We start from the raw sequence: 19430 nt of genomic DNA, 5'->3' as shown, positions 1-19430 counted from the left end.
CTAGACGAGCACGGGATGGTGGCGTCGCCCTGCACAGCGGTCGGTGGCGCGGCCGTCGGCTTCGCTCCCTCCGGCGGGCCTTCCCACGGCGGCGCCGATGCGGTGCCCGGCCTCCCGCGTGAAGCGCAGGAAGTCGTGGGACTCGATCGGCCGGCTCATGGCGATCTGCAGCGCGGCCTTGCTCTCGTCGGGAAGGACGATGGCAGTCGCGAAGCAGTGCAGGCCGGGGACGGTATGTTCCCGGTCGACCGCCGATCGGCGCACCGGGTCGAGGCGCTCGGGAGCGTCCGACAGGCCGAGCACCAAAGCGGCGGCGGCGAGGTCCGGCAGGACGGCACCGGGATAGATGTGGACCGGCAGGGTGTCGCGCCCGGGGAGGACTTCGAGGACGACGGCGCCGGCGGAGCTGGGACCGACCAGTGACACGTTGGCCCCGGTGCGCTCGCGGAGGGCGTACATGTAGGGCAGAGCGCGGCTGCGGAGACCGTTCGCGGGTTCGGCGTGCCGGGCGATGGTGATCATTGCGGGGCTGATCACGTAACGGCGGTCGATGAGCTCGACGGCGCCTGCCTCGTGGAGCTGGGACATGAGCCGGTAGACCGACGCTCGAGGGATGCCCGACAGTCTCGACAGTTCGGAGAGTTGACGGTCTCCGGTCGCCTGGGGAAGCAGCTCCAGCAGTCGGAAGGCTCCGTCTATGACCCTGCGGCCGCTGTTCACTTCAGGGCCTCCGCCGCGGGAATCCAGGTAGCCTCGTCGTTCACGTCCGCCACGGTCACCGACTGCGCGATCTTCCTCAGCTCGGCCGTCGTCAGATGCATCCCCGTGTTCTGGGCGCTGACCTGAACCTGCACCTTGCCGTCGGCGCTCCACAGGTTGCACAAGGCGCTGGAGCAGGTGGTCTTGCCGGCCTGTGCCCTCTGGTTCGCGCTCCGGCTCGGGGCGACCGAAATGTCGAAGCTGCCCTTGATCAGGCCGTACGGCGCCCCCAGTCCGGTCGTGGCGGGCGCCGGCTCGGCGAAGGTCGCGCCGCCGTAAGCACCCCCACGGGCGTCGGCGATGCCGTCGCGCCCGGGCAGGACGTGCGTGCCGGTCTCCACCGGCCGGTAGCCGCTCGGCACGTAACCCACCTTGAACGGGAGGAGGGCCGGCCGGGGCGGGCTCGGTTTCAGTCCCGTCACCAGCGCCGCCAGATCGGCGAAGGAGGGGTCGGCGGCATCAGGGGACAGCGACGTCACGACCGCCCAGGCGTTGTCCGTGTACTCCCAGGCGAGCTCCTTGTTGCCCGGGTCGATCGGGCGCGCCGGGTTGAGGCCGACCGGCAGAGTGGCCTGTACCGCCTTGTGGCCGGCCACGGTCAGCGGCCTCCCGTTCTTGATGGTGGAGGGATCGAACGCCCCCGGCCGGTACACGGTGAGGTAGGCGAAGAGGTTGGGATCCCCGTCCGGCGCGTCGGGCGTCGAGGGCTTGTCGTTGGTGGTCCGGCCCTTCGCGTAGACCGATGCCATCTGGTACGCGGTCGACGTCACGCTCGGGTCCTGGACCTGGAACTTGCCGGCGTCGAATGCCTCGAAGGTGAAGGAGAACGGCTCCGCAGTACGCCACGTGACCGCCGCAGCTTTCGACGTCACGGCGACACTGGGGAGAGGCGCCGCGCCTTGCCGGCCGGTCTGGGACGGCAGCAGGAAGACACCGCCCACGGCGACCGCGACCAGGGCGGCCGCGCCAGCCGAAGCGATGCCTGCGCGCCGGCGACGCTCGACCCGCCGCCCGGCCGCGACGATGTCGTCGGCAGTGAGGGTCAGAGGAGGCTCGTCGGCCGTCACAGCCTCCACGAAGTCACGCAGCTCCAATGTTCCACTCCTCGATCGCGCCGCCGGTCAGGGTCACCCGGTCCACGGCCAGCACCTCGCGGAGCTTGTCGAGCCCTCGCGAGGTCTGGCTCTTCGCGGTGCCCACGGTGCAGCCGAGCACCCCGGCGGTGTCCTCCAGGCTCAGACCCAGGTAGTGCCGGAGGACCACGGCGGCTCGCTGGCGGGCGGGCACCGCGTCGAGCGCGGCCCGCAGATGCAGTCGCTCCTCCATCACGCTGGCGGCATCCGCCTGCGAGACGTCGGGCAGGGCCCCACCGGCCGCGCGTTCCCGGCGCCACGGGCGGCGCTTCTCGTCGATCGCCGCCCGGTACACCATCGTCTTGGCGTACAGGTCAGGCCGCTCCAGCTTGCGCCAGCGTGGGTAGAGCTTGACCAGCGCGTTGGCCACGGCGTCTTCCGCCGCGTGCCAATCCCCGCAGGTCATGTACGCGAGCTTGCGCAGCGACGCCATCTGAGACGTCACGAACTCCCGGAACGCCGCCTCGTCTTCGGCTCTCAACTGGGTTGCCTCCCTCAGGACGGAGGTAGAACGGTGGCGCCCGCATCAAAGGTTGCACCGGATGGTCAACTTTTTTTCTTCGAGACCCGATCCGGTACGCCGGGCAGGTGCGCGCATGCACGGACGGCCCTTCTTTCGTCCTCAACACACTTCAGTGGCACCTCGGCACCTCGGCCTCACCTACGGTGACGCCATGATCCTCCGAGAGTTTCTCAGGGACCCGTCGACCATCGGAGCGGTTGCAGCGACCTCACGTCGGGTCGCGCGCCATGTAGCCGACGTTCTGCACCTCGGTGACGCAGATCTGGTCGTGGAGTTGGGCTCCGGCACGGCAGCGCCGAAGACCTTCCCCGCTTCGTCCCCGGCCCCGTGGATGCCGTGGTCAGTGCCCTCCCATGGACGCTGATGGCGCCCGAGAAGCAGACGGCGACGCTCGACGCGGTGACGAAGGTCCTCTCGCCCAGCGGCCGGTTCGCGACGATCGCGTACCGGCAGTCCTCCGGAACGGCACCCGGGCGCAGGTTCGTGGCGGCATTGCGGCAGCGGTTCGCCCTGGTGGAGCGGAGCCCGATCATCTGGGCGAACATCCCGCCCGCGGTGATTCACCACGCGGCTCAGCCGCTGCGCCAGAGCTGAGGAAGGTTCGGGCGCTTGCCCCAAGCATCCGGGCAAGTCCGTGCTCGAGGGGTTCGCCATTGCTTCGGACCTTTCCTACTCTCCGTCCGATAGATCGTGATGACGGTGAAAGGTGAGCATGACCGCCTCCTCCTTGTGGCAGGGCGCCAGGCCACGCAGCCCGGACTTCCCGGGACCGTTGTCCGCCTCAGCCGACGTCGTGGTGGTCGGCGGAGGCCTTCTCGGCGCCTGCAGCGCCTACTGGCTGAGTCGCCGCGGCAGATCGGTCCTGGTGCTCGAGCGCGACGACGTCGCCGCGGGAGCCACTGGGCGCAATGCCGGCTTCGTGGTCCCCACCACGGCGCTGCCCTATGCCGAGGCGGTACGCGCCTACGGTCCGGCCGTGGCGCGAGCAGTCCGGCGACTCGCGGTCGAGGGCACCCGCCTGCTCACCCGCATCGTCGAGGACGAGGGCATCTGCTGCGCCTTCCGGGCACGCGACTGCGTCACCCTGGCGCTGACTGCGGATCAGGTCCGTCGCGGCACCGAGGAGGTGGACCTGTCGCTCGCGGACGGGTTCGAGACGGCGTGGCTGGACCGGGGCGACCTGGCCCCTTTCATCGCCACACCGCTCGATGAACGGATCGCCGGCGGGACCGTGGTGTCGGGGGCGTCGACCGACTCGGTCGCGCTGGCCGACGGAGTCATGTCGGCCGCCCGCCGCCTCGGCGCCGTCGTTCACACCGGCGTGCGGGTGGAGTCGGTCCGTGCGGCGTCGCCGGGCGTACACCTCGCCACGAGCCTCGGCCCGGTACGCGCGGACGCCGCCGTTGTCGCCGTCAACGCCTGGCACGGCGAGTTGGTGCCGTCGCTCAAGCACCTGATCAAGGCCGTCCAGGGGCAGGCGATCGCGACGTCCCCGATGCCGGCGCTGTTCCGGGCCGGCATCGCGGCGCCGACACCGGAGGGCGAAGCGTACTGGCAGCAGACTCCCAGCGGCTCGGTCATTCTCGGTGGCTGCCGTACGGTGACCGCTGCGCCGGCCGATCCCCTCGGCCAGGCACCGCAGCCCGCGGTGCACCGGGCCCTGCTCGACGTCCTGCCGGACCTCTTTCCCGAGCTGAAGGCCGTCGACAGCACCCATTCGTGGGCGGGCGCGATGGCCTTCACCCCGGATCGCCTGCCCATAGCCGACCGGGTCGACGAGTCGGTCTGGGCAGTCGGTGGCTTCAACGGCCACGGTATGCCGTACGGCGCGATCGTCGCTGATCTGGTCGCCGAATGGGTGTGCGCCGGCATCGCTGGGCCGCCCCTGAGCCCGTTGTCCCTCGGCCGGCCGACCCTGGAGAGTGCGACGTGGTGAGTTTCGACCTGATCGGGGTCGGCGCGGGACCGGCGAACCTCAGCCTTGCCGCGCTGCTCGTCGCGGAGGAGACGATCCGGCTGCGGCTGTTCGAGCAGCGACCGTCGGTGAGCTGGCATCCCGGCCTCCTGCTGCCCGGCGCCGGGCTGCAGGTCTCGCATCTCAAGGATCTGGTGACGCCGGTCCTGCCCACCAGCCCCCATTCCTTCCTCGCTTTTCTGGTGCAGCACAAGCAGTTCTACCGCTACCTCGCAGCAGGCTACGAGCGGCCGACCCGCGCCGAGTTCGACCGGTACCTGCGCTGGGTGGCGAGCCGCCTGCCGTCCATCGAGTACAGGTCGCGCGTGGAGGCCGTCGACCACGACGGTTCCGGGTTCGTCGTCACGACCGGGGGTCGGGAACACCGCGCCGGATCTGTCGTTCTCGGGTCCGGACCGGTGCCGCACGTACCGGACTTCGCCCAGCCCTTACTCAGCGACACGGTGTTCCACGCCAGCGAGTACGGGTACCGCCGGCCGCACCCGCACCAGCGGGTGGCCGTGGTCGGTGGCGGTCAGAGCAGTGCCGAGGTGTTCCTCGACCTGCTCGACCACGACCACCGGGATCCCGTTCTGATCACCCGCCGGTCGAACCTGCTGCCGCTGGACGACTCGCCGTTCACCAACGAGCTCTTCACACCCCACTACGCGATGACATTCCACGGTCTCGACGACTCGGCCCGTCATCGTCTGCTCGCCGAACAGGTGTTGGCCAGTGACGGCGTCTCCATCGAGCTCCTGCGCGAGATCTACCGCAGGATGTACCAGCTGCAGTACACGTCCGAGACCTCCGCGCGTCCGGTCGTGCGACCGCAGCAGGAGCTCACCGGCCTGCGCCATGGAAGACGGGGATGGTCGCTCGCGCTTCGCCACACCCGCACCGGGGAGATGCGTGAGGAGACGGCGGACGTCGTAGTGCTGGCCACTGGCTATCGCCACGACCTGCCGCGGTATCTCGACCCGCTGCGGGACCGTATCCGGATGGAGGCCGGAAGCCCCGTCGTGCGCCGCGACTTCTCCCTGGACTGGGACGGTCCGGAGGGATCCGCCATCTACCTGCAGAACGCGGCCCGGCACAGCCACGGCATAGCCGACCCGAACCTGAGCCTCCTCGCGTGGCGATCCGCGGTCATCGCCAACAGTGTGCTCGGCAAAGAGCTGTACGACGTCACCGACGGCCCGTCCACCGTCATCTGGGAAGAAGGGAAGACCCGCACGTGAGCGAACCCCTCCTCGCCTCCACCAGCGATCCCGAGGCGCCCGACGGGATCGGCTGGCACGAGTTCGTCGTACCCGGCGCACCCTTCGCGGTCGCACGGCTGACCGTGGAGCCGGGCCACGCCACGCCGATCGACTCCCATGCGGTCACGGAGCTCTGGATGGTGGCTCAGGGCCGCGGCGAGTTGCGCTACGACGGCAGGGACGGGATCCGGATCGGGGCGGGCGACGCGGTCCGCTTCGTGCCACCGCGTACGCATCAGTTGATCAACGACGGACCGGAGACGGTGGTCGTGCACTCGGTGTACTGGCAGGAGCGGCCGTGAACCATGTGCTGCTGCCCATCGCGCCGACGGCCAACGGCCGGCTCCACCTGGGTCACATCGGCGGTCCGATGCTCAAGATGGATGTGCTCGCCCGGCACTACCGGCGTCTGGGTGAACGAGTCGCGCTGATCGGCTCGACCGACCCGTACGACTCGCACATCCTGCTGCGAGGGCGCGAGACCGGCGCGACGCCGGACGACGTGGTCCGCTACTGGCATCCTTTGATCGAACGCGACCTGCATGCGGTCGGGATCGTCCCCGACCGGTTCATGAACCTCCTCGACGAGCCGTGGCGCCGTCGCAATCACGACGCCTGCGCCCGGATCATCCGGGACCTGCGGGCCAACGGCCTGGTCGCCGTGCGAAGAGAACGCTTCCCCTTCTGTACGGCCACCGCCGCGTTCGTCACCGGCGGCTTCGTCCGCGGCCGGTGCCCCCAATGCGCCGAACCGGTCAGCGGCTACTTCTGCGAGGAATGCGGCCTGCACTTCCGTCCCGAACAAGTCATCGACACCCGATGCGGCTTCGACGATTGCACGCCCGAGGAACGTGAGATCCCCTGCCTGTACGCGCGGCTGCCCGATCCCGGCGCCGTCATCCGCCGCATCGCCGACATGGGTGTGCCCGACCAGTACGGTCGGGTCGTCCGCGACTATCTGCGTCGGCAGGGGCCGGAGCTCCGGCTCACCCACCCCGGCACCTGGGGTGTCCCGGTGGCGGTCGAGGGCAGCCCGGTACCGCAGGTCGCCTTCACGTACGTGGTGTGCGGACTGGCGTTCCTCACTCTCTCCGCCCAGATCGGTGCCGAGGAGCTGGGCCTGGCCCCGGACACCGCCGTGCACACGGTCGCGAGCTTCGGGTTCGACAACTCCCTGCCCTTCCTACTCGGCGGGCTGGGACTTGCCATGGCGCTACGCGACCTCCGGCCCACCGACCACATGCTGCTCAATCGGTTCATGACACTGGACGGGAGCAAGTTCTCCACCAGTCGCAATCACGCGATCTGGGCGGCCGACCTCGCCGCCGAGACCGGAGGCGACGCGATTCGCGCCTACCTTGCCGACCGCAGCCCCGCGCGATCGATCACGGACTTCTCCCGGGCCGGCTTCGCCGATCACCGCGACAAGGTGCTGCGCGGGCGCTGGCGTGAGGCCCTCCGGTACGCGTGGACCAAGGACCGCGCCCCCGGATCGACAGCGCCGTCCGCGTTGATGTCCCGACTCGACGAGCTGCTGTCCGCGCAGGATCGTGCGCTCGCCCCGGCGAACGACGACCTACCGGCGGTGGTGTCGGCCGTGAACGCGTGGGTCGACGACGGGGCGCCGTCCGACGGTGCGGCCTGGTGGCTGCGCGGGCTGGCCCTGCTGGCAGCACCCGTCACGCCGGACTTCGCCGGTCGGCTCTGGCAGTCCCTGGGACTGGCCGGCGAACCGCTCGTTCACTCGTCCGGGATTCCGGCGGTTCCGCGGGAGGCACCATGCGCTATGCCGTGAACGTACCGATCTTCGACGGCTACGCCGACCCCGGCGTGGTCGCCGCCCTCGCCGCAGCGGCCGAGAAAGCCGGCTGGGACGGCATCTTCGTCGCCGATCACCTGCAGACCGACCTCGGCATCGTCCTGCCCATCGGCGACGCCTGGATCACGCTTGCCGCGGTCGCGGCGCACACCGAGCGGATCCGGATCGGCCCCATGGTCACTCCCCTGGCCCGGCGCCGCCCGTGGAAGGTCGCCAAGGAGACGGTCGCCCTGGACATCCTCTCCGGCGGCCGGCTGGTCCTCGGTGTCGGCCTGGGCTATCCGCCGGACGCGGACTTCGAACGGTTCGGCGAGAACGGCGATGCGACCGTACGCGCGGAGAAGCTCGATGAAGCGCTGCACATCATCGATGGTCTGTGGAGTGGCACGGAGTTCGCTCACGAAGGAGCGCATCACCGGTTGCTGCCCACGACCTTCCAGCCACGGCCGGTGCAGCAGCCCCGCATCCCCATCTGGGTCGCCGGAATCTGGCCTCGGCCACGCCCGTTCCGCCGGGCCGCGCGCTGGGACGGGGTCGTGCCGATGGGCGAGGGCCTCTTCTACACCGAGATGATGAAGCCGGCGGAGGTCCGCGCGGTAGCCGACTTCGTCGCCCGGCACCGGCATACGGACGACCCGTTCGATCTCGTGCACTGGGGGGTCACCCCGCAAGGCGGGGCCGGCACGCTGATGGACGACTACGCCGACGCCGGTGCGACCTGGTGGATGGAGACGCTCGACCCGTGGTCGAACGGCTGGACGGGATCGGGGCCGTGGCCGCTGAACCGGATGAACGAGCGCGTGCTGCGCGGGCCGAGAGGGTGAAGGCATGAACAACCAGACACTGCGCACGCTGGCCGACGGCTACCACGACCGCACGACGCGCAGCCTCGGTGCCCGGTCGCTGCGAGGGCACCTCGTCAAGCTGTACGCCGTCGAGGCGCGCGGGCGCACGGTCGGCGCCGAGCAGGAGCAGGCGGCGCTCGAGCTGGCAGCGCGGCACCTGGAAGACCACCGTGACTCGACCGGGCTCGCCGTCGTGATCCTGCACGCCGGCGAGGACGGCGACTACCTGATCGTCCAGTCCTGGGTCGCCGACTACATGACCCGGCAGACGATTCTCGTCGGGCCGCCCTCGGCGCCCGAGGAGATGCGCCCTGCCCCGGCCGGGGCGGGACCCTGCGTCTGGGAGCTCGGGATCCTGGCCCGTGAGCGCGACGCGTACGTCGACGCGGTGCTTGTCGGCACCGGACCGATCGAGGAGTGTATCCGCGCCTGGGCCTGGGACCAGCCTCGGCCATCGCCATGGCGCGAAGCCGCCCCCATGTACGGCGAACGGGTCATTCTCGAACCGCTCGACCTGTCGCACGCACCGGGTCTCCTGGCCGCCACCGCTGACGACGAGGTGTGGCGGCACCTGCATCTGAACCGGCCCGCCGACGTGTCGGAGATGACGGCGATCATCGCCGGCGCCCTGAGCGAGCACGATGGCGGAGAACGGGTCCCCTGGGTCGTCCGCGACGTCGGAACCGGCACCGTCGTCGGCACCACCTCGTACTACGACCTGAGCGAGGGCCGCGAATCGCTGGCCATCGGGCACACCGTCCTCGGCCGGCCCTGGTGGCGCACCGGCATCAACGCCGAGGCCAAGCTGCTCCTGCTCGCGCGCGCCTTCGAGGAACTGGCGGCAGAACGGGTGGAGTGGCATGTCGACACCGCCAACGAGCGTTCGCAGCGGGCGGTCGAGCGCCTCGGCGCCACCCGCGAGGGCGTCATCCGCCACCATCACCGCCGCCAGTCCGGCGGTGCCCGCCGGGACATGGTCCTGTACGGCATGACTGCCGACGAATGGCCGGCGGCCCGCGCGCGCCTGAGCGGCACGGCGGGCCTCACCGCTTGAGGAGTCACCTCACCGTCGTCGGCTCGTGCACGAACAGGATGGTGCAGCCGGTTCGGCTGAATGTCTGGTGCTGGATGGGGAAGGGGTAGTCCACGAAGTCACCCTTCACCCTGTGCGCCGTCTGCCGCGTCCCGTCCGGGAAGACCATCTCATCGTCGGCCTCCCCCTCCAGGAAGAGGAAGCGATGCGCCGTCGCGTGCGGGTGCCGCGGCGCCGACGATCCCGGCTCGATGTAGGAGACTCCGACGATCCGCTCATCGAAGTCCTCGCCGAAGGCGACATCCAGCAGGAGCCGGAACCACAACCCGGGACTCGACTGCGTCCAGCCGTCCGGGCTGAAGACGTCGGCCGTCGCCGAGCCGAGGCGGTGGCCGCGCAACACCAGGACCAGGGCCGCCTGGTCGGGTGCGGTGACGCGGCCCGGGCTGTCAGGCAAGGACACGTATGCGCCCGTAAGGTGCCGCTCGCCCGTACCCGAGACGGTGATCTCGCCTTCGAGCACCAGGATCCGGCCGTCGCCTGGTCCGATCACCTCGGTCTCGGCGCCCCGGTCGAGCCGCAGCAGGGTGAAGGAACCTCCGTCGCCCGACGTCACCAGCTCCTTGAGCCACGCACCCTTCTCCTGGGCGGGTGTCCAGTGTGCCGGGCCGAAGGTGGCGCTCTGGCGGGACGGCGTCACGACGCCGGCTTTGCAGGCGTGAGCAGCTCTTCGTAGCCGATAGTCCGGTAGAAGTCGCGGCGGATGCGGTCACCGATGCGGAAGACCTCTTCGGCGCCGTCCTGAGCGGGGTCGATGTAGACCCGGTACGGACGGCTACCCCTGGGCAGGTCGACCACTCGGGTGATCTGCCGGGCGACCTCGCCCGGGTCGGCGTCCGGTGGCGCCAGGGCCGCCTGGCGCTGCAGCAGGTCGTCCATCACGCCGGCGTACACCTCGTCGTACTCCTGAACCACGGTGGTGTCCTGCGGCCGCCCGGCGTGGGCGTAATGGTTGGTGCCGGTGGTGAACGAACCCGGCACGATGATCGAGGTTTCGATGCCGAACCGGGCGACCTCGGCGGCGATGCTGACGGCGAGCGAGTCCTCGGCCGCCTTCGCCGCGAAGTACGGCCCCAGGTACGGCGGAGTTGCGCCCCGGGCGCTGCTGGAGCCCACCCAGACCAGGAGCCCGTCGCGTTGCCGGCGCAGGTGTGGGAGCACCGCACGGTTCACGCGCTGAGTGGAGAGCACGTTGGTGTCGTAGACGCTCGCCAGCTGTTCGACGGTGAAAGCTTCCACCGGTCCCAGGGTCATGTGCCCCGCGTTGTGCACGACGACGTCGATACGGCCGGTCTCCGAGATGATCCGGTCGACGGCGGCATCCACCGAGGTCTGGTCCGAGACGTCCATCTCGATGGCGTGCTCCCGCACCTGCCGGCTCCCCGCATGCTCCGCGAGGTCGGCCGCGGCCTGAGCGTTGCGGCCCCCGACATCACGCATGCCGGCGTAGACGGTATGGCCGGCCGCCGCCAGTGCGCGGACGGTCATGGCGCCGAACCCGCTCGATGCGCCGGTGACGACTACGGTCTTGCTCATTGAGATTCCCTCCCCCAGGTGTGGCGTTCAGCTGACGCCGCCGTTGACGTAGACGATCTGGCCGTTGACCCAGCGCGCCGGGCCGGCGAGGAAGGCGACGGCCTCGGCGACGTCCTCAGGCCGGCCGAGACGTTCGAGCGGGGCCATCGACGCGAGGTGGTCGATGGTCGGCTGGTCCTTGCCGTCCAGGAACAGCGGCGTGGCGGTCGGGCCGGGCGCCACGGCGTTGACGGTGATGTCGCGGCCGCGCAGCTCCTTCGCCAGGATCAGTGTCATCGCGTCCACCGCGCCCTTCGTGGCCGCGTACGCGGTGTAGGTGGGCAGTGCCAGCTTCACCACGGTCGATGAGAAGTTGATGATCGCCCCACCGGGCCGTACCCGGCGGGCCGCCTCCCGGCTGACGACGAAGGTGCCGCGCACATTGGTGCGCTGCATGCGGTCGAAGTCGGCCAGGTCCAGCTCGGCGAGCGGGGCCAGCAGCATGACACCGGCGGTGTTGACTACTACGTCGACGCCGCCGAGCCGCTGCTCCGCCTCGTCGAACAACGCCTGCACCTGCTCGGGCTCGGCGATGTCGGCCGGAGCCGGGATCGCCGAGCCGCCGGCCGCGGTGACGGCCTGCACGACCTCGTCCGCCCGACCGGCGTTGTTCGCGTAATGCACGACGACGCTCATCCCGTCGGCCGCGAGACGCTCCACGACCGCACGGCCGATCCCCCCGGTTGCGCCGGTGACGACTGCAACCCGCGGCGATGTTCCCGTCATGGTTCTCTCCCATCCTCGTCGCTCCAGTGTCGTCACGTGCACGCGTGGACAGCGGCGATGTGTCCGCTCACCGGACACTTCCGCCGGTCAGCGGAGGTCGGTCTCGACCTGGAGCATGAACGTGTAGACGACGCTGTGGCCGTAGCGGTTCGGGTGGAAGATCTCGGTGATGTGCCCGGCGTCGACGCCGTTGATCCACGGTTCGCTGCTGCAGGCTTCGTGGCCGGCGAACGGCAGTCGCATGTCGACGAACGTCAGGCCGGCCTGCTCAGCGGCCGTCTTGATGCCCTCTGCCAGATGGTCGGCGTTGAAGTTGAGCTGGTTGCGCCGGAACTCGTTCGGGGTGATCGCACCGCAGCCGCCGGTGCCGGAGTCGATGATGCGCGGGTAGCCGAGCACGATGATGCGCGCGCGAGGAGCCCGGTTCTTGACGTCTGCGTAGAGCGAGGCGAGTTCGCCGGGCAAGCCGTTGCGGGCGTAATAGGCGCCGAGATCGGTGGCGAACCGGCAGTCCTCGTCGGTGCCGGTGAGGCAAGCGGTCGCGGTGTTGGTGAAACCGTCGTCGTTGCCGCCGATGGTGATCGTGACGAGCGTGGTGTCCGCGCTGAGGGCGCTCAGCTGGTGGGCCCGCACATCGGCGATCGTGGCCCCGTTGCAGGTCATGTCGATCAGGGTGGAATCGGGGTGGTTCTTGGCCCAGGTACGCGGATAGCTGTCCGGGCTCCGCCGGCAGTCGCCGCTCGAAGGGTCGTACGGGAAGGCGCCGACACCGGCGGCGTACGAGTCACCGAGCGCGACGTACTTGCCGGGGGTGACTGCCGCCTGGGCGGGAACGGAGAGGGCGAATACCGTGGCGGCACCGGCCACGGCAGCAACAAGGGATCGGACAGCATTGTGCATGCCGCCATGATGCCCAGCCGATCATGGTCTGTTCGCCGTCGCGCGCTGACATTGCCTTCAAATGCAGGCTGATCGGGCAACGTCGATCGCCGCGCTCGCCGGCCACACCGGGCCCGCCCGTCACGGGCCCGGTAGGCCTCGGCTACTCCACCTTGCCTATGGCGACGGTGCCCCGCTCGAGCTGGGCACCCTGGTCGGTCACCAACGTCACCTCGCCGTACAGTGTCCGTCCGTCCTCGGGTTCCGACGAGGCAAGGACCGAGGCACTCAGCGGGATCGCGGCGCCGCTGTCCACCGTGAGCGGCCCTGGTTCGGGCTTCGTCCGGCCCAGTGCCGGGGTCAGGAACACCTCGCGATAGTCGTACTGCGTGCTCCCGGAGGGGACGGTGAAACCGTCGACCACCACGGTGTAGGTCCCGGCCTCGGGTTTCGGGATGGAGACCGACTCCTCCGCGTCGGCGTCGGCCGACTCGGCCACCTTCACATCGCCGCGGTAGACCGCCAGGTCGAGGTCCGACCCCCTATCACTCACGCCGCCGATCGCCACGTCGAGCCGCTCGGCGCCGGCCGGGACCTCCACCGTGTGCTGCTGCCGGTCACCCGCGTCGACGGTCGGCCGCTTCGTGAGCGCACTGCCGAGCGGGGCACCGACGGCCTTCAGCCGCAGCGGACCGAAGTCGTTCTTGACGGTCCAGGTGACCGGCGCGGCCGAGCCGGTCGCGACGCCGGCCACCTCCACCATCGCCGGTTCCACCGTGACGCCCTGCACCTTGGCGGTGAGCGTGAACGGGTTGCTCAGCACCGGTGAGGTCGGCCGGGACTCGACCGCGAGCTCCCAGATGCCCGGCATCGGGTTCGCATACGACCGTGCCCCGGATGCACAGGTGGCCTCGTCGGAGAGGTTGGTGTAACAGTCGGAGCGGGTGTAGTTCTCCACCGGGACGCCCCACGGGGTGAACGCCCGCCAGCGGGTCTGCGATCCCTTCGTCACGCCCGACAGGTTGATCTGCAGGGCGTCTGCGCCCTCCGGCACGGTCACGTAGTACGACACCGTGGAGGCGCGCGGCACCGAGCCCGAGAAGGTTCTCGTGAAGGACGGTTTCGCCGGCTCGGCACCGACGACGACCGTGGCGAGCACCTCGAAGTCGACGGCCGAGGTGTCCGGGTCGTCGACTTTCAGGATGGCCGCGTTCAGCCCGGCTTCGGGGGTGACCACGACAGGGACGGTGACCGGCCGGTTCAGCGGCAACGACACCTCTGCCGGCCCGCGGAACGCACTCCTGTCCCCGACCGTCGCCAGCGTATGACGGATCGCTTGCTCGGGGCCTGACGTGCGGGTGAGCGTCAGGTCGTACGTCGTGGACCGCCCGGCGGTGAGACCGCCGTGACCGCTCGCGCACCGGTTCACGATGCCCACGCCCCTCCCGGGAGTCGGCAGATCGTCGGAGAACGAGGAGCAGACCAGCGCGGCGGAGGTGTACGTCCGGGTCTGCACACCCCGGGAGAGCAGGGACCAGGCGCCCGGCACGTCCATCAGCCCGTTGCCCTGACCGGCGACCGACACACCTTCGATGGGGTCGGCCGACGAGTAGAGCGCCCGGCGCAGACCGGGGGCGGTGACCTCGCGATGGGTGGCGCGCCCGGCCGACAGCAGCAGGGCGGCACCGCCGGTGGCCTGCGGGGACGCCATGGACGTGCCGTTCGCCATTGCGTACCCGTTGGGCAGGGCGTATCCCGCCTCGGGCACCGCAGGTTCCTGGTGCCAAGTGGGGGTGGTGGAGATGGCCGACCCGGGCGCCGCCAGATTGGGTTTCAGGCCGCCGTCCTCCCGGGGGCCGAGCGGCGAGAAGGTGAACAAGGCGTTGTCTTTCGCCACGACGGTGCCGTAGTTGGCGCGCCAGGTGTCCTTGCTGATGCTCGCCCCGACGCTCACCACATCCGTGGCGATCGACGGGTCGCCGACCGTGTTCACGCCCGGACCGAAGTTGCCTGCCGACACGAAGAGCTGAACGCCGTACTTGTCGATCAGTTGCTGGAAGAGGCGGGCCCGCGCGCTGTTACCGTCGTTGCGCGGGGGCAGCCCGCCGATCGAGAGGTTCACGACGTCCACGTCGCGGTTCTCGACCAGGTCGATCAGGCCGGTGGCGACCGCGGAGTCGCTGCACACCCCGCCCCACGAGCAGACGCGCGCGGAGACCAGCTTCGCGCCCGGCGCCTGGCCGTCGAAGTCGGTGTTGCCGAACATGTCGTTCCCGGCGGCGATGCCGGCGACGTGCGTACCGTGGAAGTCGACCGGGAGGCCGATGTTGACGAAGTCGACCGGGTTGGCGTGGCCCAACGCCGAAGCGTCGACGTCCTCGCGGTATTCCACGACGAACGGCATCCGCTCGACGACAGGGGTGCCCGGCTTGTCCGTGCCGAAGTGCCCCACGTCGTGCTTCTCCCGGTACGGACGCAGCACGGCGTCATCGGTGAAGTCGTGGTTCTGGTTCACGTCCACCCGGATGTCATGCGTGGCCGGGTCGTACAGGACACCCCAGACGTCCGTCGTATCACCGTCGCGGTTGACGTCGCCCTGCGCGTCGTCGTTCCGCGTGATCGCCTCGGTGAAACGATCCACCTCCCAAGTGCCGGCCGGCGCGGTCCAGGTGGCGTCGGCATAGGAGAAGTTCGGGCCGCTCACTCGGGTCACCATGGCGCGCCACGAGGGGTCGGCGTCGACCACCGGGTCGGTCGTCGTCACCCAGTCCGCGATTTTGCGGTCGCCCGTGGTGGTCCTCTGCAATGCCGGGTGGTCGAGGTCCACGCCGGAGTCCATGATGCCGATGGTGACGCCTCGGCCGTCCCACGTCGGGTGCTTCCGTTTGAACGCCACCGATCCGGTCTCGCCGGTCGGCAGGTAGGGGTTGGCAGCCGGCGTCTTCGCGCCCGGACCGGCGGCATCAGCAGCGTGCCGTGCCCCTTGGACGCGAGTCCGGTTCCGCTCCGGCTGGGGCAGGATCACCCGCTGGTCCAGGTCGATCGCAACGACGCCGGAAAGCTTCGCCGCCTTCTCCACGGCTTCGGTCGGTACGCGGGCCAGCACGAAGCCGACTCGGTCGAAGCGGCGGGCCACCGTGCCGCCGAGCCGGTCGATCTGGTCGGCGACGGTCGGCGCCTTACCTTCGTCGGTGGCGATGAGCAGCGTGACGGCCGGGGCGCCCCGGCTCACCGCCTGCGCCAGCAGCTCCGCGTCCTGCGCATCCAGTTCCCGGATCGGAGCGGTCTTCAGGCCGGCCGGCCGCGGTGCAGGCGTACCGCTTGTCGCGGCGCCGGCCCGGGCTGCCACGACAAGCATCGCCGCGCACGCCACCATGGCCGTTCCTTGCAGAACCGTGCGAGTCCGCCGACGGTGACGAGAATTCTGTTTCACATCGATCCTCGGAATAGGCAACAAATGGGGACGGCTGTCATTCGTTCAGACACTGGTTGTTGAAGGCCCGGTTGGCGTCGTCGCGGGACGCCAGATTGTCCGCGACGCTGCCGGGCGCATTCCCCGCGGTTTCGATGTACGGGAATGCACGCTTATCGACGTAACGAAAGTGGGCCGTGCCCGGCTGGGGCTGCCGCCCACTGCCGCGGAATCCATGAATCGATCATTCGACACGTCCACCGATCGCCGGCCGCATCTGTCCGCTGAGCGGACAGCCTGGTCAGGGCCTTGCGCCAGGGCGAGTTCAACCGTTTCCCCATCGGTCACTTCGCCGGTGACGGACGTGCAAATTTGGGTCCTGTTCGGATGCGCCTCCCGCAGGAGAGGCGAAGATCGGCGCTTCTGTCCGGCTCGGCCGGTTCCCTGTTCCACCACCCGAGGAGAAGCCTGTGATACCGATCCATGTCGATGACGCCCCGAGCCGACGGCGCGCCTTCGGCCGGCGACGCTGGATGGCCGGCTCGGCGGTCGTCACCGTCGCGCTCACCGCGATCGCCTGGACGAGTGCGACGGCACAGGCGTCCGAGGCACGCGACTACGTCGCCCTCGGAGACTCGTACGCCGCCGGCGTCGGGGCCGGCAACTACCGCGACCTGACCTGTCGGCAGAGCATCGACGGCTCGTACCCGGCTCGGTGGGTGGCGGCGAGAACCCGGCAGCCCGGTGACAGCGTCGTCGACCGCTCGTGCAACGGCGCGACCATCGCCTCCGTCGCCGGCAGCCAGCTGTCCGACCTCGGCAGCGACACCGGCTGGGTCACCATCACGATCGGCGGCAACGACGTGGGCTTCGTTCCGACGCTGCAGCAGTGCGTGCTCGGCGACGATGCCGCCTGCCATCGGGCGGTACAGGCCAGCATGGCGAGGATGACGACCACGCTGCCCACCGCGCTGGACGGGCTGTTCGGCCAGATCCGGAGCAAGGCCCCGCAGGCGAGAGTGGTTGTCGTCGGCTATCCCCTGCTCGTCGCGCCGGCCGGTGAGGGGCACGGCTGCGGGACGCTGACCGACGGCAAACGCGCCACTCTGAACGCCGCGGCCGCGACGCTGGCGGACGTCACGCGCAACTCCACCGTGAGCCGGGCCGGATTCTCCTACCTCGACGGCCGCACGGTCTTCGCGGGGCACGAGGCTTGTTCCGCCTCCCCGTGGATACACGGGATCCGTGGTGACCTGACGGAGTCGTTCCATCCGACCCCGGCCGGGCACCAGGCGTACGCCGACGCGCTCAAGGCTGTCACCGGTCCCTGACCTCCCTGGGGGGTGGGGGCCGCACGCCCTGTCCGCTGAGCGGACAAAAGGTGGCCTACAGGTCCGGCGGGCGGGGAGCATCACCGGTGCTCCCGAAGCCCTCACCCCGAAGGACGGACATCCCATGTACGCCAAGCACTCGCAGGGAACGGTGAACCGGCAGGCGCATCTGCGGTGGCCCGAGGGGACCTACGAGGAACATCACGGCCGCGAGGGCTTCGCCGGTGACTGCTCACAGCTCTACCACCGGCATCCGACTACCGCGTACACCCGGGTGGAAGGCCCGATCCGGCCCCGCGGCATCCGGCTGAACGAGCTCCCGGCGGAGGACGTCGAAGACGTGCGCTCGACGCCCACCCTGCTGATGGAGAACGAGGACGTGCGGATCTCGGTGAGCAAGCGCTCCACCCCGCCGCCCTACTACACGCGCAACACCGACGGCGACGTCACCGTCCTGGTGCAACACGGCAGCGGGCGGCTGGTCTGCGACTACGGGATCCTGGACTACGGTCCGCTGGAGTACCTGGTGATCCCCAAGGGGACGAACTACAAGCTGATCCCGCAGGACGGCGAGACGCTGGCGTACCTCATCGAGACGACGTCGTCGATCCGCATTCCGGAGCGCGGGCTGCTGGGCCAGTTCCTGCCGTTCGACACCGGCGTATTGGACATCCCGCAGCTTCCGTCGCAGGCGCCGGCCGACGAACCGGGAGAGTGGGAGATCGTCGTCAAACGGGCCGGCGAGCTCTCCTCGATCTTCTACCCGTTCGACCCGATCGACGTGGCCGGCTGGCAGGGCTCCGTCGCACCGTTCCGGCTCCGCCTTCGCGACATCCGGCCGGTGACGTCGGAGCGCCTGGACGTGCCGCCGGTCACCCACGCGACCTTCGAGGCCGACGGGGTCTGGATCGTCACGATGTGCCCGCGGCCGATGCAGAGCGGTGATGCGGCCCCGATCCAGCCGTACCACCGCAACGTCGACTACGACGAGATCATGCTGATGCTCGGCGGCGGCGACCCGATGCCCGGCGCGCCCGGGAGCGGCTTCACGTCGATCGTTCCCGGCGGTATGAGTCACGGGCCGAACGCGATGATGCTGAAGGTCTCCGCGACCGGCAAGCTCACCCATTTCCCGTTCTACATGCTGAACGTCGACACGCGCCGACCGGTCCGCTACACGGAAGCGTTCGGCAAGTACGAGATCCCGGACTACTACCAGAACGAGAAGTTCGACGCCGTCCCGCCGACAGGTCACTGAGACAGGACATCCTGCGCGACGATCCCCGAACGAGCCTCGAGATACGGCTGCAGAGGCACTGCGGACGGTGTGGTCACGGCGTACGGGAAGGCGTCGCCGAGACAGACGCCGAGCACCGTGCGGGCGTGGCCGACCACTCCCGCAAGGTCTGGGCGGTGGCCATGTTCTGTCGCCGGCATGCCGGTGGGCGGGCGTGACGGGCAGCAGCGTGGACTCCCGGGAAGGAACACCGAACGTGCGACGTCTCCGAGTATCGATCTCCGCAGGCGATGAGCTCAACCGTGCCGGGCTCATCGCGCTGCTGAGCAGATCCACGCACCTCGCGGTGAGACCCGATCAGGATGACGTCGCTCCGGACGTGATGGTGGTGGCCCCTGTTCGCCGTCCTCAGGAACCCCGCGGGTCACTTTCCGCCAGGACGCCCCGGTCTCCCGTGCCCATCATCCTCGTCGCTGACGAGGTGTCCACCTCCGATCTGATCGACGCCGTCTGTCACGGCGTGAGAGCGGTTCTGCCCCGGGCGATGGTCAACCCCGAGGTGCTCGATCGGTGTGTGACCGCGGTCGCCTCCGGCGCGGCGATCATGTCACCCGACCTCATCGGGGATCTCCTGCGGTACATCGTCCGGCTGCACGGCGCCGGGGGCCGGATCGCGGCCGTCGATGCCGCACGTCTGACGAAGCGCGACATCGAGGTTCTCCAGCTCCTCGCGGAGGGTCTGAACACCGCTGACATCGCCGCCGCACTGCGCTACTCCAGCCGGACGGTGAAGAACGTCATTCACCAGATCATGCAACGACTGGATGTGCGCAACCGGCCGCATGCGGTTGCCTACGCCGTCCGCACAGGTCTCATTTGATC

General features: G+C 69.7%; 18 protein-coding genes. 10 read left to right on the top strand and 8 right to left on the bottom strand.

The features are described from left to right. Genes AB0J80_RS32120 through AB0J80_RS32110 form a run of 3 tightly spaced genes read right to left on the bottom strand, consistent with a single transcriptional unit; the run spans nt 1 to nt 2373 of the window. Nucleotides 1-720 carry a helix-turn-helix domain-containing protein gene (locus tag AB0J80_RS32120; RefSeq protein WP_364712536.1) on the bottom strand — a complete coding sequence of 240 codons (720 nt, stop codon included), beginning with the start codon at nt 718-720 and terminating at the stop codon, nt 1-3. Beyond that, nucleotides 717-1853: a hypothetical protein gene (locus AB0J80_RS32115; protein WP_364712534.1), complete on the bottom strand. Its 1137-nt coding sequence runs from the start codon at nt 1851-1853 to the stop codon at nt 717-719. Before AB0J80_RS32115 ends, AB0J80_RS32120 begins: the two co-directional genes overlap by 4 nt. After that, the gene (locus AB0J80_RS32110; RefSeq protein ID WP_364712532.1) at nt 1840-2373 is read right to left on the bottom strand and encodes a SigE family RNA polymerase sigma factor; all 534 of its coding nucleotides are present in this window, start codon (nt 2371-2373) and stop codon (nt 1840-1842) included. The genes AB0J80_RS32115 and AB0J80_RS32110 overlap by 14 nt, the downstream gene beginning before the upstream one ends. Nucleotides 2374-2751: 378 nt before the next feature. On the opposite strand from AB0J80_RS32110, the gene AB0J80_RS32105 reads away from it, so the two are divergent. The 7 genes from AB0J80_RS32105 to AB0J80_RS32075 all read left to right on the top strand — a co-directional run bounded on the left by AB0J80_RS32105 (nt 2752) and on the right by AB0J80_RS32075 (nt 9349). Then, nucleotides 2752-3009 carry a hypothetical protein gene (locus AB0J80_RS32105; RefSeq protein ID WP_364712529.1) on the top strand — a complete coding sequence of 86 codons (258 nt, stop codon included), beginning with the start codon at nt 2752-2754 and terminating at the stop codon, nt 3007-3009. 118 nt (nt 3010-3127) lie between these two features. After that, complete coding sequence (locus AB0J80_RS32100; protein ID WP_364712527.1) at nt 3128-4351, top strand: FAD-dependent oxidoreductase; 1224 nt, start codon at nt 3128-3130, stop codon at nt 4349-4351. Beyond that, complete coding sequence (locus AB0J80_RS32095; RefSeq protein ID WP_364712524.1) at nt 4348-5610, top strand: SidA/IucD/PvdA family monooxygenase; 1263 nt, start codon at nt 4348-4350, stop codon at nt 5608-5610. Before AB0J80_RS32100 ends, AB0J80_RS32095 begins: the two co-directional genes overlap by 4 nt. Next, entirely contained in the window at nt 5607-5933 is a 327-nt protein-coding gene (locus AB0J80_RS32090; RefSeq protein WP_364712522.1) for a cupin domain-containing protein, read from the top strand. Before AB0J80_RS32095 ends, AB0J80_RS32090 begins: the two co-directional genes overlap by 4 nt. Continuing rightward, nucleotides 5930-7426, top strand: a complete 1497-nt coding sequence (locus AB0J80_RS32085) for a class I tRNA ligase family protein (protein ID WP_364712519.1) — start codon at nt 5930-5932, stop codon at nt 7424-7426. Before AB0J80_RS32090 ends, AB0J80_RS32085 begins: the two co-directional genes overlap by 4 nt. Next, entirely contained in the window at nt 7411-8274 is an 864-nt protein-coding gene (locus AB0J80_RS32080) for an LLM class flavin-dependent oxidoreductase (protein WP_364712516.1), read from the top strand. The genes AB0J80_RS32085 and AB0J80_RS32080 overlap by 16 nt, the downstream gene beginning before the upstream one ends. 4 nt (nt 8275-8278) lie before the next feature. After that, nucleotides 8279-9349: a GNAT family protein gene (locus AB0J80_RS32075; RefSeq protein WP_364712514.1), complete on the top strand. Its 1071-nt coding sequence runs from the start codon at nt 8279-8281 to the stop codon at nt 9347-9349. Between the two features lie 4 nt (nt 9350-9353). Here AB0J80_RS32075 and AB0J80_RS32070 read toward each other — a convergent pair whose 3' ends face one another. The 5 genes from AB0J80_RS32070 to AB0J80_RS32050 all read right to left on the bottom strand — a co-directional run bounded on the left by AB0J80_RS32070 (nt 9354) and on the right by AB0J80_RS32050 (nt 15944). Next, nucleotides 9354-10028, bottom strand: coding sequence for a hypothetical protein (locus tag AB0J80_RS32070; protein WP_364712511.1), 675 nt, complete (start codon nt 10026-10028; stop codon nt 9354-9356). Further along, nucleotides 10025-10924: an SDR family oxidoreductase gene (locus AB0J80_RS32065; RefSeq protein WP_364712508.1), complete on the bottom strand. Its 900-nt coding sequence runs from the start codon at nt 10922-10924 to the stop codon at nt 10025-10027. Before AB0J80_RS32065 ends, AB0J80_RS32070 begins: the two co-directional genes overlap by 4 nt. Before the next feature lie 27 nt (nt 10925-10951). After that, nucleotides 10952-11689, bottom strand: coding sequence for an SDR family oxidoreductase (locus AB0J80_RS32060; protein ID WP_364712506.1), 738 nt, complete (start codon nt 11687-11689; stop codon nt 10952-10954). Nucleotides 11690-11776: 87 nt separating this feature from the next. After that, on the bottom strand, nt 11777-12589 hold the full coding sequence (locus AB0J80_RS32055; protein WP_364712504.1) for an SGNH/GDSL hydrolase family protein: 813 nt from the start codon (nt 12587-12589) through the stop codon (nt 11777-11779). A gap of 142 nt (nt 12590-12731) precedes the next feature. Next, nucleotides 12732-15944: a S8 family serine peptidase gene (locus tag AB0J80_RS32050; RefSeq protein ID WP_364712502.1), complete on the bottom strand. Its 3213-nt coding sequence runs from the start codon at nt 15942-15944 to the stop codon at nt 12732-12734. A gap of 506 nt (nt 15945-16450) precedes the next feature. Here AB0J80_RS32050 and AB0J80_RS32045 point away from each other — a divergent pair. The 3 genes from AB0J80_RS32045 to AB0J80_RS32035 all read left to right on the top strand — a co-directional run bounded on the left by AB0J80_RS32045 (nt 16451) and on the right by AB0J80_RS32035 (nt 19428). Further along, nucleotides 16451-17311 (top strand): SGNH/GDSL hydrolase family protein, encoded by an 861-nt coding sequence (locus AB0J80_RS32045; RefSeq protein WP_364712499.1) that lies wholly within the window; start codon nt 16451-16453, stop codon nt 17309-17311. Nucleotides 17312-17435: 124 nt separating this feature from the next. Beyond that, on the top strand, nt 17436-18569 hold the full coding sequence (locus tag AB0J80_RS32040; RefSeq protein ID WP_364712496.1) for a homogentisate 1,2-dioxygenase: 1134 nt from the start codon (nt 17436-17438) through the stop codon (nt 18567-18569). Between the two features lie 193 nt (nt 18570-18762). Further along, nucleotides 18763-19428, top strand: a complete 666-nt coding sequence (locus tag AB0J80_RS32035; RefSeq protein ID WP_364712493.1) for a response regulator transcription factor — start codon at nt 18763-18765, stop codon at nt 19426-19428. Nucleotides 19429-19430 lie beyond the last annotated feature (2 nt).

Origin of the sequence: Actinoplanes sp. NPDC049548 (genome assembly GCF_040676695.1) — a bacterium.
Classification (GTDB): domain Bacteria; phylum Actinomycetota; class Actinomycetes; order Mycobacteriales; family Micromonosporaceae; genus Actinoplanes.
Note: the sequence above shows the minus strand (reverse complement) of the source record. Positions and strands in the feature narration are given on the sequence as shown.